Here is a 13,267-nt window from a genome sequence, read left to right as displayed (position 1 = left end):
AAGCTGCGCTAATTTGCTCCCAAGATGAGACGGAGTAGCGTTGATGCGTCAGATTTTCCTCGGTGCGGCAATCCTGCTGATGGCAGGTTCTGCGATGGCGTCCTCGATCGAGGTGGTCGGCAAGACTGCGCCGCGTGCTGAAGGCAGCATCGTCACCGAAACCTGCGCCCATTGCCCGCCGCTCCAGACCGAGCTGACCAAGAGGGACTATACGGTGCCGGAGCTGAAGCCCGGCGTCCTCGAGGCGAGTGAAATCCGCGATGTCGGCGGTGAAAAGAAGATTTACCGCACCGAAGGCTGGATGGGTGGCTCGCCCGTCGTTTTCGTCAGCAAGGCGACGCCGGAATCCATGATTGCGGCCGCGCCGTCGGCGCCGGCGGTCGACGGCATCGACATGAATGCAACCACCGCGGCCGTCATTGGCGGCGACGCCAGGCCCGTTGCGGCCGGCATGGCGGAACAACCGGCAGCGCTAAACGCTTCCGAATTCAAGCTGCGTTTCTAGGAGCAACTTCCGGCAAAAGTGTTGAGCGGTTTTGCGTCCGGAATTGCCTAAACAACAAATTCCCTGCCCCCGCCTGATCAAGGTTTCGATCGTTTGGGGGTCCACCACAGGTGGGCCGAATGCACCCTCGATGAGCAGCGGGGGTGCATTCATGTTTTGATGCACCGGGCACGCTGAGAATTCAAAAGAGAAATGATATTTGGCCGGCGGATGAAAATCCGGCGGTCTGCCTAACTTTACCCCCTGATTTTCAGGGAAGTTCACATCGCGAACAATAAAATTAAAGCTTTTTTATAGGGTGAGCATTAATTGATACTTTACCCGGTCGCAGCATGTTTATTTTAGCAGCGGTAGACGCGTCCTCTTTTTCGGCGCGCTCGCACAGGCGGTAGAAGACCGCACCGGAATGCAGCCATCCATTCCCGTTGCGAGGCGTCATGAAAAATTTGAAGATATCGAAGCAGCTCATATTGCTGGTCGTCGGCCTGATGATCGCCTTTGCGATCGCCACCTCCCTGCAGATCCGCTCCTCCGTCAACGCGATCTACAACGAACGCTACGACATGCTGCGGGCGGAGGTGCAGTCTGCGGTCTCTGTTCTCAAAATCTACCAGGCCAAAGTGACTGCCGGCGAAATGACGCTGGAAGACGCCCAGAAGCAGGCTTACGCCACGGTCAATGCGATGAAATACGACCCCGATGGCTATTTCTTCGGCTATAGCTACGACATCCAGATGATGTTCCATTACGATGCGGCGAAAGTCGGTCAGGTCAACAAGGGCCAGCCGGACAGCAAAGGCAAGCTCTATCGCGAAGAGCTCGTCAAGCTCGGGCAGCAGGGCGGCGGTCTCGTCGAATATTATTCCACAGCCAAACCGGGCCACCCCGCTGGCGATTTTCGTAAGACGGCCTATGCACAGGCCTTCGATCCCTGGAAGGTCGTCGTCGTCACCGGCGTCTATATGGACGATCTCGATGCTCAGATAAACAGCACGATCCTGACCGCGCTCTCCGGCAGCATCGTTCTGTTCTTCCTTGCCATGACAGCCGCATACTTTGTCATCCGCGGTATATCGGGACCTCTCAACAACGTCCATGCCGCCCTGAAGGCCGTCGCCGAAGAGGATGTTTCGATCGCCATCCCGCATACCGGGATGAACAACGAAGTCGGCATGATGGCGAAGGCGACGTTGTCGCTGCAGGAAAAGATCAGGGAACGCCATCAGATGTCCGATCGCGAGGCGGCTCAGCAGCTGGCGCTGGAAAGCGAGCGCGAAAACAATCTGCGCCAGCAGCAGGATGAGACGACCCTCCAGGCGCGGGTGGTGGCAACGATTGGCCAGGCACTGGCGATGATTGCCCGTGGCGATCTCACCGTCCGCTGCGCCGATCTCGGCCAGAAGTATGCCGCCCTCCGCGATAACTTCAACGATGCACTGTCGCATCTCGAAGCCGCCATGGCCAAGGTCAGCGCCAAGGGAACCGACATCGGCACCAGCAAGGAAGAGATCCGCCGCGCTTCGAACGAGCTGTCGCAGCGCACCGAGCGTCAGGCGGCCAGCCTGGAAGAGACTTCGGCCGCCCTCGATGAGCTCACCGTCGCCGTCCGCCAGACGGCCGATGGCGCGCACGAAGCCAGCAAGCGCGTCCACTCGGTCAGCACCGAGGCCACCCATAGCGATGCGATCGTCACCCAGGCGATCGAGGCGATGAGCGGCATCGAGAAGTCGTCCTCGGAGATCACCAAGATCATCGGCGTCATCGACGAGATCGCCTTCCAGACCAACCTTCTGGCGTTGAATGCCGGCGTCGAGGCAGCGCGTGCCGGCGAATCCGGCAAGGGCTTTGCGGTCGTCGCCCAGGAAGTGCGCGAACTTGCCCAGCGTTCCGCCGCGGCCGCCAAGGAGATAAAGGACCAGATCGCCCGCTCCTCCAGCCAGGTCGACCATGGCGTCCGTCTGGTCGGCGAGGCAGGCGAAGCGCTGAAGCGCATCTCCGACCAGATCAAGGCCGCCAACGAGATCGTCGCCAAGATCGCCCACAGCGCCTCCGAACAGGATACGACGCTGCGCTCGATCTCGTCGTCGATGAACCAGCTCGATGCCGCCACCCAGCAGAACGCCGCCATGGCCGAGGAGACCACGGCATCGGCCGAGACGCTCGCCACCGATACCGACGAGCTGATCGACCTCATCCGTGGCTTCCGCGTCAGTGGCGAAAGCGCTGCCCCGGCAATGCATCAAGGTCGCCGCGCCGCTTAAACGGCGCGGGGACAAAAGCGTTTTCATCACCAAATTCTTAGCGGCCGTCGGTTCTCCGGCGGCCGTGCCTTTTGAGGCTTATTGCGCGATACGTTCGATCAGCCGCTCGATCTCATGATCGGAAAACACTTCGACACCGGCCGCTTTCAGCGCCGCCGCCGTCACGCCGTTGCCGGCCTGCTTGCGGCCGGAAAACGTGCCGTCATAGATGAAACCGGATCCGCAGGACGGGCTGCCGTCGATGAGCAGCGCATAGTGGCAGCCGGTCTGCCTTGCGAGCGCCACGGCATTTTCCGCCGCCAGCAGGAACTCTTCCGTTACGTCGGCGCCCGTCAGCTCGACAACCCGCGCCGTGCCGGCCAGCACATCCTCGCCCGTTGCCGCCTCTGCGATCTCCGCCGGCGGCCGCGGCACCGTCATGCCCGCCGACATCTCCGGACAGATCGTCACGAGCCGGCCCTCGGCCCGCCATGTCTCGATCGCCGGATGAAGCAACGGCTTCGCCCGTCCGTCATACCGAACGGCCTGGCCCATGAGACAGGCGCTGACGAGAATCTTGCTCTGCATGTCTGTATGAATAACGCTACGGCGGCGGCAATGCCAGACCGCCGATGGCGGCCGAATTTCACCCCGAAATCTTCGAGAAATCCGCAACCGTTCCCGTCGCCTCGCGGATCAGCCGCAGCAAAGCGAGACGGTTGGCGCGGATGGCGGCGTCCTCGTCGTTGACGAGCACCTCTTCGAAGAAGCGGTCGACCGGGCCGCGCAGCTTGGAGAGCGCTTCCATCGCCGAGCGAAAATCCTCGCCGGCGACGGCGTCCGACGCATCCTTCGAGGCGCTGGAGATTGCGGCGAACAATTCCTTCTCGGCATCGAGCTTCAGAAGCGCTGGCGAAACACCGTCGGCGATCACGGTGCCCTTCTTCTCCTCGGCGGCAAGCAGCTGCGTCGAGCGCTTGGTGCCGGAAAGCAGGTTCTTGCCGTCTTCCGAGGTGATGAAGGCCGTCAGCGCTTCGACGCGGCGCGCCACCATCAACAGGTCGTCGGCATCGGGCGTCAGCACGGCGTCGATCAAATCATGGCGGGCGCCTTGGTCGCGCAGGTAGACCTTGAGGCGGTCGTGGAAGAAGGAGAGCAGGTCGCCATCCCTGGTCGTTGCCAGCAGCGGCAGGCGGATCCTTCGCTCCAGCAGGATCCTGACGACACCGAGTGCTGCCCGTCGCAGCGCAAACGGATCCTTCGACCCTGTCGGCTTTTCATCGATCGCCCAGAAACCGATCAGCGTATCGAGCTTGTCGGCAAGGGCGATGGTGATCGCCACTCTGTCCTCCGGCACGCGGTCCGACGGACCCTGCGGCTTGTAGTGGTCCTCGATCGCTGCGGCAACGGAGGCGTCCTCACCCTGCAGCACCGCATATTTGCGGCCCATCAAGCCCTGCAGCTCCGGGAATTCGCCGACGGCTTCGGTGCGCAGATCGGCCTTGGCGAGTACGGCGGCGCGATCGACGAGGGCCGCATCCGCACCAGTTATCTTCGCCAATTCCTTGGCCAGCGTGCGGATGCGGGCGACGCGCGCGCCCTGTGTGCCGAGCTTGGCATGGAAGGTCACGTCAAGCGCATCGAGCTTGGCCATGCGCTGATCGAGCGGCTTCTTGATGTCGAGGCCGAACTTTGCCGCCGAAGCCGTCAGCATCTCGAGATCCGGCAGATTGCCCTGGTCGCGCTTCCAGAAATGCAGCGCATCCGAAAGCCGGGCCCGCACCACCTTGCCGTTGCCGTGAACGATTTCCTTGCCGCCGTCGCTCGCCTGGATGTTGGAGACGAGGATGAACTTGTTCGACAGCGTTTCGCCGCCCTGCGGCCGCGTCACGAAACACTTCTGGTTGGTCTTGATCGTCAGCCGGATGATTTCGGAGGGGATCGAGAGATAATCCTCCTCGAAGCTGCCCATCAGCACCTGCGGCCATTCGACGAGGCCGGAGACTTCCTCCAGCAGGCCCTCGTCTTCCACCAGCTCAAGCCCGTTGGCAAAGGCGATGTCGCGGGCGTCGTGCAGGATGATGTCCTTGCGCCGCTCGGCATCGAGGATAACCTTCGCCTTTTCCAGGTTCGCCGCATAATCGTCGAAGCGCCGGACGGTGATCGCCTCGGGCGCATGGAAGCGATGGCCGTAGGTGATGTTGGACGCGGTGATGCCGTCGATCTCGAAGGGGATGACGGTGGTCTCTTCATGCTCCGGGCCGAAGGTGCAGACGATCGACTGCAGCGGCCGCACCCAGCGCAGCGCACCGGGCTTCGACGAGGCCTTGCCCCAGCGCATCGATTTCGGCCAGGGAAAATCGCGGATGATGCCGGGCATGATATCGGTGACGATCTCTTCCGTCGCGCGGCCGGGCTTGGAGATGACCGCGACGTAGAAATCGCCCTTCTTCGGATCGCTCACCACCTGCGCCTCGGAGACCGAGGAAAGGCCGGCGCCGCGCAAAAAACCTTCGATCGCCTTCTCGTTGGCGTCGGTGCGCGGTCCCTTGCGTTCCTCGCGAACATCGGCTGAGCGGGCCGTCAGGCCATGGATGTCGAGCGCAAGCCGCCGCGGCGTCCAGTATTCGCGCGCGCCCTCGTAGGACAGGCCGGCTTCGACAAGCGCATCGGTGACGAGCTTCTTCAGGTCGCCGGCAGCCTTGCGCTGCATGCGGGCCGGAATCTCTTCGGAGCGGAGTTCGAGAAGAAGGTTTGGCATGTCAATCTTTTCCTTGCGCCCGCGGGCAGGGCGATCCAAAAACGTTGCTTCTGCTATCAAAGAATGCCGCATCTGCACAACCGCAAAAACGGACGAGAGCGATGGGGTGGGGCGACCGGCGGGCGTGTTGCCATGTGGCCCCCTCATCCGCCCTGCCGGGCACCTTCTCCCCGGTGGGTAGAAGGGGAGTTGCGGCAGCGATCCATTCTTGCCACTGCCGTTTGTGATGGAGGAAAGCAGTGCGGCATATCCCTTCTCCCCTCGGGGAGAAGATGCCGGCAGGCAGATGAGGGGGCCATGCGGCAACACGCCGATAATCCCCAATCCATTAACTTCCGCTGTGAAAACCACAGCCGGGCATTGCCTTGCCGCTTTTCGCCGCTATGGTCCCGCCACCTCTGTCGAAACAGGAAATCCCATGGCCGCAGACCTCCGTTTTCTCGCAGCCCGCATCTCCGCCGAAATCAACGCCCGGCCCGAACAGGCCAAAGCCGCCATCGAGCTGCTTGACGAGGGCGCAACCGTGCCCTTCATCGCCCGCTACCGCAAGGAAGTGACGGGCGGGCTGGATGATACACAGTTGCGCAATCTCGCCGAGCGGCTGGTCTATCTGCGCGAACTCGAAGCCCGGCGCGACGCGATCGTCGAATCGATCACCGGCCAGGGCAAGATGACCGACGAGCTGATGGCCAAGGTCGCAGGCGCCGAAACCAAGGCCGAGCTTGAAGATCTCTATCTGCCCTACAAGCCGAAGCGCCGCACGCGGGCAGAAATCGCCCGTGAACGCGGCCTCGGCCCGCTCGCCGAGAGGATCCTCGCCGACCGCGCCAGGGAACCGGCGGGGCTGGCCGAAGGCTTCGTCACCGCTGATGTGCCCGATGTGAAGACGGCGCTCGAGGGCGCGCGCGATATCATCGCCGAAGGCATTGCCGAAAATGCCGACCTGATCGGCAGGTTGCGCGCTCATATGCGCCAAGCCTCATTGCTGAAGGCGAAAGTCGTCGACGGCAAGCAGGCGACGGGCGAGAAGTTTTCCGATTATTTCGACCATTCCGAACGCTGGGCGACCGCCCCCGGCCACCGCGCGCTCGCCATGCTGCGCGGCTGGAACGAGGAGGTGCTGACGTTGACGATCGAGGCCGACGCCGAGACGGCCTCCCCGAACAAGCCGGTCGAGCGCATGATCGTGGCGGCATACGAGATCGGTACCAGCCGTCCCGGCGACCGCTGGCTGATGGAGGTCGCAAGCTGGACCTGGCGCGTCAAGCTTTCCATGTCGCTCTCGCTCGACCTGATGCGGGAACTGCGCGAAAGGGCGGAAGAGGAGGCGATCCATGTCTTCGCCCGCAATCTCAAGGATCTGCTGCTGGCCGCGCCCGCCGGCTCGCGCGCGACGATGGGTCTCGATCCGGGCATCCGCACCGGCGTCAAGGTCGCCGTCGTCGACGGCACCGGCAAGGTGGTGGCGACATCGACCGTCTATCCCTTCCAGCCGAGGAACGATGTGCGCGGCGCCCAGGTCGAGCTGGCCTCGCTGGTCCGCAAGCACAATGTCGAGCTGATCTCGATCGGCAACGGCACCGGCAGCCGCGAAACCGAAAAACTGGTGGCCGACATGCTGGCCGATTTGCCGGCGCCGAAGCCGACCAAGGTCATCGTTTCGGAAGCCGGCGCCTCGGTCTATTCCGCCTCGGCGACCGCTGCTGCTGAATTCCCTGATCTCGACGTGTCGCTGCGCGGCGCCGTCTCGATCGCGCGGCGCCTGCAGGATCCGTTGGCCGAACTCGTCAAGATCGAGCCGAAGTCGATCGGCGTCGGCCAGTATCAGCATGACGTCGACCAGCAGAAGCTGTCGCGTTCGCTCGATGCGGTGGTGGAAGATGCGGTGAATGCCGTCGGTGTCGATCTCAACACCGCGTCTGCGCCGCTGCTGTCCCGCGTCTCCGGCCTCGGCCCGTCGATTGCTGACGCCATCGTCCGTCACCGCGACAGCGAAGGCCGTTTCGAGACGAGAAAGGATCTCCTGAAGGTCGCCCGCCTCGGCGGCCGCACCTTCGAGCAATGCGCCGGCTTCCTGCGCATTCCCAACGGCAAGGAGCCGCTCGATTCCTCTTCTGTGCATCCGGAGGCTTACGGCGTCGCCAAGAAGATCGTCGCCGCCTGCGGCCGCGATCTGCGCGCGCTGATGGGTGATAGTGCCGTCTTGAAATCGGTCGATCCACGCCAGTTTATTGACGAGAAATTCGGCCTGCCGACGGTCAGGGACATCATCGCGGAGCTGGAAAAGCCTGGCCGAGACCCGCGTCCGAGCTTCAAGACCGCGACCTTCGCCGAGGGCGTCAACGAAATTTCCGACCTGACGCCCGGCATGGTGCTGGAAGGCACGGTGACCAATGTCGCCGCCTTCGGCGCCTTCGTCGATATCGGCGTGCACCAGGATGGTCTGGTGCATGTGTCCCAGCTTGCCGATCGCTTCGTCAAGGATCCCCACGAGGTCGTCAAGGCGGGCGATGTCGTCAAGGTGCGGGTTGTCGAAGTCGATGCCAAGCGCAAGCGCATCGGTCTTTCCATGCGACGCGACGATGGTTCATCGGCGCCGCCGCCGCGCGGTGATTCTCGTCCAAACCAAGGGGCGCGGCCGCAGAACGAACGCCGGCCTGCGGCTCAGAAACCGGAAAGCCAGGGCGCATTCGGCGCGGCACTTACCGAAGCCATGAAGCGAAAATAGGGGTTTAGCCGGCATTTCGGCAAAAATGCAACAGTTTGGCAGCGTTCTGAACGGAGTGCTAAATCCGGCGCTTGTAAGGCGAAAGAGAGCGACTAAGTTGATGTGACCATCCTGTCACATTTGCGAGGCGTGCATGGCGTCGGCATTCTTATCGATCGTCCAGCAAATCGTCCGCAAGGGTTCGTTGAAACTTACCCTTGCCAATGGCGAAACCCACACGATCGGCGACGGCACGGGTGAACCCGTTGTCGCTCGCCTTGCCGATCAGGAGGCCGAGGACGCCATCCGGCGCGACCCGACCATGAAGCTCGGTGAAATGTACATGCAAGGCCGGTTCATTCTCGAACAGGGCAACATCTACGATTTCCTGTCGCTGGTGAAACAGAACACCACCAATGAAATCTTCGATTTCAAGATGGCGGCACTGCTGCTTGGCCGCATTGCCTGGCAGCAGCTGAAGAGCCGCGTGCCGGTCAATCGCAACAAGCACAATGTCGCCCATCATTACGACCTTTCGGCCAAGCTCTTCGATCTTTTCCTCGACGAGGACTGGCAATATTCCTGCGCCTATTTCGAACCCGCCGGCATCAGTCTCGATGAGGCGCAACTCGCCAAGAAGCGCCATATCGCCGCCAAGCTTCTGCTCGAGCCGAACCAGCGCATCCTGGAGATCGGCTCCGGCTGGGGTGGCATGGGCATGTACCTGACGGAGGCGACCGAAGGTGCCGAGTTCACCGGCATCACACTGAGCGAGGAGCAGCTCAAGGTCTCGCGCACGCGCGCCGAAAAGCGGGGCCTTGCCGACCGGGTGCGGTTCGAACTGCAGGACTACCGCACCATGACCGGCCGGAAGTTCGACCGCATCGTCTCGGTCGGCATGTTCGAACATGTCGGCATCGGCAATTACGGCAATTTCTTCCGTAAGGTGTCGGATCTCCTCGACGACAACGGGGTCATGGTGCTGCATTCGATCGGTCGCCCGAAGCCGAGCTTTGCCACCAATGCCTTCATCGAGAAATATATCTTTCCCGGCGGCTATATCCCGTCCGTCGGCGAGGTCGTGCCGCCGCTCGAAAAGGCAGGGCTGCTGGTCAAGGATATCGAAATCCTGCCGATGCATTATGCCTATACGCTACGCCATTGGCGCGAGCGTTTCGTGGCGCGCAAGGCCGAAGCCGTGGCGCTTTACGACGAGCAATTCTTCCGCATGTGGGAATTCTATCTGGCCGGTTCGGAAATGGGCTTCCGCTGGGACGAGCTCTTCATCCTGCAGATCCAGATCGCCAAGAACCAGTTCGCCGTTCCCGACAATCGCAATTACATTGCCCGCAACGAAGCCAAGCTGAAGGAATTCGAGGCGAGGCGCGCCCCGCTGGAAAAGGTGACGTTCTAATCCCGCGGAAGTGCTGCTTCCGCTGGCGCTTTAGCCGAGGGACCGATTCTCATGAAAGGACGTGCCGATGAGCAGTGCGTTTCCCGAGACCTATCTGGTCCGCCACGGTGAAACCGAATGGAGCCTGTCGGGGCGCCATACCGGACGCAGCGATATTCCCTTGACGGCGAACGGCGAGGCTGCCGCCCGCAAACTTGCCGACCGGCTGGCGGGCCTTACCTTCTCCGCCGTCTGGTCGAGCCCGTCCGAGCGGGCCCGCAAGACCTGTGCGCTCGCCGGCTTCGGCTCGGGCGCGGTGATCAAGGACGATCTCGCCGAATGGGACTACGGCGCCTATGAAGGCATCACGACCAAGGCGATTCTGGCGGAGCGCCCCGGCTGGCAGCTCTTTCGCGACGGCTGCCCAAATGGCGAATTCGCCGCCGATGTCGGCGCCCGCGCCGACGCCATCATCCATGCGCTTCGCGAAACGGCCGGCACCATCCTGATCTTCTCCAGCTCGCATTTCCTGCGCGTCCTCGCTGCCCGCTGGCTGGGTCTGCCGCCGGAAGGCGGCGCGTATTTCTCGCTCGATACGACGAGTATCAGCGTGCTCGGCTACGAGCACGATCTGACCGAACCGGTCATCCGCCGCTGGAACCAGAGATAGGGAAGCGGGGGAGTGGTTTTGCGGAATTCGATAGTAGATGCCACCAGGGTGCGGCCCCCTCATCCGACCCTTCGGGCCACCTTCTCCCCGAGGGGAGAAGAGGGGAGGAAGGCGCGCCGACACTGCCAAACGAACCCGCCTGCTCAACGGTACGCCATCCAATGGGGTTGCTGACGAAGCGGCGTTCTCCCTCTTCTCCCCTCGGGGAGAAGGTGCCCGTAGGGCGGATGAGGGGGCCGCACGGCACCGACTTTCATGAGCGCCCATTGTTTCACCGTGGTTAACATTGGGGTAACGACATCAGGATAGATGTAGCGAGCGCCGCTCTCCGCGGCTTTGTTTTTGCTTTTTCTGGAGTGCGGACGTGTCTCATCGATCAGTCGTATCGATCTCTTTAGCTATTGCCATTTCATCTCTAGGTTCGGCGGCCGCCGCGCAGGAAAGCGGCCAGCACTTCTGGTCCGGCGACTGGTATCTGAGCGTCGGCGTCGCCGGCTTCTCCGCCCCGAAATTCGAGGGCTCGTCGCACAACGAATTCAAGTTCAGCCCGCTGATCTCGGTTGGCCGCCAGGGCGCCGGCCAGCGTTTTTCCTCGCGTAACGATAATCCTTCTTTCGCCCTCATTGACAAGGGTGCCTTCCGTGCCGGCATCGTCGGCAGATTCGTGCCGTCGCGCGATGACGGCGACGGCAGCGAGCTGAAGGGCTTGAAGAAGGTCAAATGGGGGGCGGAAGCCGGCGGTTTCGTCGAGGTCTACCCCACAGATTTCCTGCGCGCCCGCGCCGAAGTCCGCCAGGGCATCCGCGCGCATGACGGCATCGTCGCCGATCTCGCGGTCGATGCCTTCACCGATATCGCGCCCGACCTGCAACTATCAGGCGGTCCGCGCGCGACCTTCGCCACCAGCGGCTATTACGACGCCTATTACGGCGTCAACGCCAAGCAGGCGGCGGCAAGCGGTCTTGATCCTTATAAGCCGTCGTCGGGCATCCAGTCCTATGGCGCCGGCACGGCGCTCACTTGGAAGGCGACGGAAAACCTCTCTGCCAGTTCCTTCCTCGAATACAAGCGGCTGGCAGGTCCTGCCGCTGACAGCAGTCTCGTGCGCGAGCGCGGCTCGAAGAACCAGGTCGTAATCGGGGTCTCGGCGACCTACAAGTTCAATTTTTCACTGCAGTGATTGACGGCGCCGCGGGCCTTTCCGGACATGCGGCGCTGTAACGCTTTGAATTGCCACATGACTTCGCCGGGATCGATTCCGGTCTGAGGAATGATGCAAGTGGCATTGCAATGATCGCGTCTTGACCGGGTCGGCGGCCCGCCGCTAGATGAGCGGCATGCACGATACCGGCGATTTCAACGATCGCGTCTCCGACGCACCTTCCGATAACTGGGTCTACCGGATCCTGCCGTCATGGCTTTGGCCCTATGCGCAGTTGGCGCGCTGGGATCGCCCGATCGGCTGGCAGTTGCTGATGTGGCCGTGCTTCTGGTCGGCGACGCTTGCCGCCAATGCGGCGATCGGTGAGGGGATCTATTCCGGCAGTGTGCTGGTGTCTCACCTGTTCCTCTATTTCATCGGCGCGGTCGCCATGCGCGGCGCCGGCTGCACCTATAACGATCTCGTCGACCACCAGATCGACATGGAGGTGGCGCGCACGCGGTCGCGTCCGCTCCCCTCCGGCCGCGTCAGCCGCCGACGGGCGAAGATCTTCATCGGCTTGCAGGCGTTGGTCGGCCTCTTCGTGCTGCTGCAGTTCAACTGGCTCAACGTCTTCCTCGGCGTACTCTCGCTCGGGATCGTGGCGTTCTATCCCTATGCCAAACGGTTCACCGACTGGCCGCAATTCTACCTCGGACTTGCCTTCTCCTGGGGCGCGCTGATGGGCTGGGCCGGCATTCTCGGCGGCCTCTCCTTTGCCGCCATCCTGCTCTACGCCGCCTCCGTCGCCTGGACGATCGGTTACGATACGATCTATGCGCATCAGGACAAGGAGGATGACGAGCTGATCGGCGTCCGCTCCACTGCGCGCCTGTTCGGCGATAGGACACGGCGATGGCTGATCGGCCTTTATGGGCTGACGCTGGTGCTGATGTTTATCGCTTTCGCTCTCGCCGGCGCTAATCTCATCGCTTTCCTGGCCTTGCTCGGTGCGGCCGGCATGTTCGCCTGGCAGATCGTCCGGCTCGATATCAACGATGCCGACCAGTGCCTGGCGCTCTTCAAATCGAACAACCGCGTCGGCCTGATCATCTTCTTCGGCCTCTTCATATCGCTGCTGTTTGCTATTCCCTGATTGGGACAATGGATGAAACGATAAACCCGGCGCGGGCGCCGGGTTTCAAAATCGTATTGCCAAATCGGGACTTTCGCGATTTCGCTCAATTGCGGGCGATGATTTCCTTACCTTCGATCTTCATGGCGACGCCCAGCCGGCCGGTGGTGCGGCGCACGAGGAAGCGCGGACGGCGATTGGCGAAGTAGGAATGACGGCGGCGCGGCTTGAGATCGCTGGTGCGTAAGGCACCAATATGGTCTTCGAGCGGCCGGGCGACACCATCGGCCTCGACCATCAGCATCGGGATCCGGAAGGCTTCGGACCAACTGCGCCAGTCGGCAGCGATATCGCTGAGATCATGGGCGACGAGCAGCGGAATGCAGAGCTCCGGATCGGTGTGATGGAGTTCGAGGGTTACGGTGACATCGCCGTCGCCATGGTCGATGGCGCGGGCGGCGACACCTTTGAAAACGCGCTTCGGCAGCGCAATCGAGAGCGGCAGGCCGCTGGAGGGGAGGACCTTGCGCAGGACCGCACCGCGTTCGTCTATCGTGATATTGACGTCATCCGAACAATCGTGGATGGCATAGCTGACCTGCTGGGGAAAGCGGGTCGGATCGAGGCGCAACGTCGTGCCAGCCCAGGCGGGCTTCATAACGGGATTGTTCATTTCATTCTACCCTTGTCTTACCTGAGAGCCGATTTCCGGTCT

10 protein-coding genes are annotated in these 13,267 nt (G+C 62.3%); 7 read left to right on the top strand and 3 right to left on the bottom strand.

Translation table 11 applies throughout. The annotated features are described in order from the left end of the window. Positions 1 to 43: 43 nt before the first annotated feature. Together ACS4RR_RS22075 and ACS4RR_RS22070 are read left to right on the top strand one after the other, a co-directional pair. A complete protein-coding gene (locus tag ACS4RR_RS22075) occupies positions 44 to 505 on the top strand; it encodes a plant virulence effector HPE1-like domain-containing protein (protein ID WP_260110224.1) in 462 nt (153 codons plus the stop codon). A gap of 437 nt (positions 506 to 942) precedes the next feature. Then, on the top strand, positions 943 to 2,766 hold the full coding sequence (locus tag ACS4RR_RS22070; RefSeq protein ID WP_222385788.1) for a methyl-accepting chemotaxis protein: 1,824 nt from the start codon (positions 943 to 945) through the stop codon (positions 2,764 to 2,766). A gap of 78 nt (positions 2,767 to 2,844) precedes the next feature. Here the strand turns inward: ACS4RR_RS22070 and ACS4RR_RS22065 are convergent, their stop codons facing one another. Together ACS4RR_RS22065 and glyS are read right to left on the bottom strand one after the other, a co-directional pair. Next, a complete protein-coding gene (locus ACS4RR_RS22065) occupies positions 2,845 to 3,333 on the bottom strand; it encodes a 2-thiouracil desulfurase family protein (protein WP_260110225.1) in 489 nt (162 codons plus the stop codon). Between the two features lie 58 nt (positions 3,334 to 3,391). Then, entirely contained in the window at positions 3,392 to 5,506 is a 2,115-nt protein-coding gene (gene glyS / locus ACS4RR_RS22060) for a glycine--tRNA ligase subunit beta (protein WP_260110226.1), read from the bottom strand. Between the two features lie 418 nt (positions 5,507 to 5,924). On the opposite strand from glyS, the gene ACS4RR_RS22055 reads away from it, so the two are divergent. The 5 genes from ACS4RR_RS22055 (at position 5,925) to ubiA (ending at position 12,573) form a co-directional block, all read left to right on the top strand. Beyond that, a complete protein-coding gene (locus tag ACS4RR_RS22055; RefSeq protein ID WP_407768077.1) occupies positions 5,925 to 8,234 on the top strand; it encodes a Tex family protein in 2,310 nt (769 codons plus the stop codon). A 133-nt stretch (positions 8,235 to 8,367) separates the two neighbouring features. After that, a complete protein-coding gene (locus tag ACS4RR_RS22050; protein ID WP_017963048.1) occupies positions 8,368 to 9,627 on the top strand; it encodes a cyclopropane fatty acid synthase in 1,260 nt (419 codons plus the stop codon). Positions 9,628 to 9,694: 67 nt separating this feature from the next. After that, a complete protein-coding gene (locus tag ACS4RR_RS22045) occupies positions 9,695 to 10,276 on the top strand; it encodes a histidine phosphatase family protein (RefSeq protein WP_260110228.1) in 582 nt (193 codons plus the stop codon). Between the two features lie 364 nt (positions 10,277 to 10,640). Next, complete coding sequence (locus ACS4RR_RS22040; RefSeq protein WP_456189401.1) at positions 10,641 to 11,456, top strand: MipA/OmpV family protein; 816 nt, start codon at positions 10,641 to 10,643, stop codon at positions 11,454 to 11,456. Between the two features lie 157 nt (positions 11,457 to 11,613). Then, positions 11,614 to 12,573, top strand: coding sequence for a 4-hydroxybenzoate octaprenyltransferase (gene ubiA / locus ACS4RR_RS22035; RefSeq protein ID WP_260111101.1), 960 nt, complete (start codon positions 11,614 to 11,616; stop codon positions 12,571 to 12,573). An 85-nt stretch (positions 12,574 to 12,658) separates the two neighbouring features. On the opposite strand, the gene ACS4RR_RS22030 is transcribed toward ubiA, so the two are convergent. Then, positions 12,659 to 13,225 carry a DUF6101 family protein gene (locus tag ACS4RR_RS22030; protein ID WP_260110229.1) on the bottom strand — a complete coding sequence of 189 codons (567 nt, stop codon included), beginning with the start codon at positions 13,223 to 13,225 and terminating at the stop codon, positions 12,659 to 12,661. Positions 13,226 to 13,267: the final 42 nt, after the last annotated feature.

The sequence above is a fragment of the Rhizobium zaerense genome (assembly GCF_051810725.1).
Lineage (GTDB): Bacteria > Pseudomonadota > Alphaproteobacteria > Rhizobiales > Rhizobiaceae > Rhizobium > Rhizobium leguminosarum_I.
This window is presented reverse-complemented; position numbering and strand designations above follow the sequence as displayed.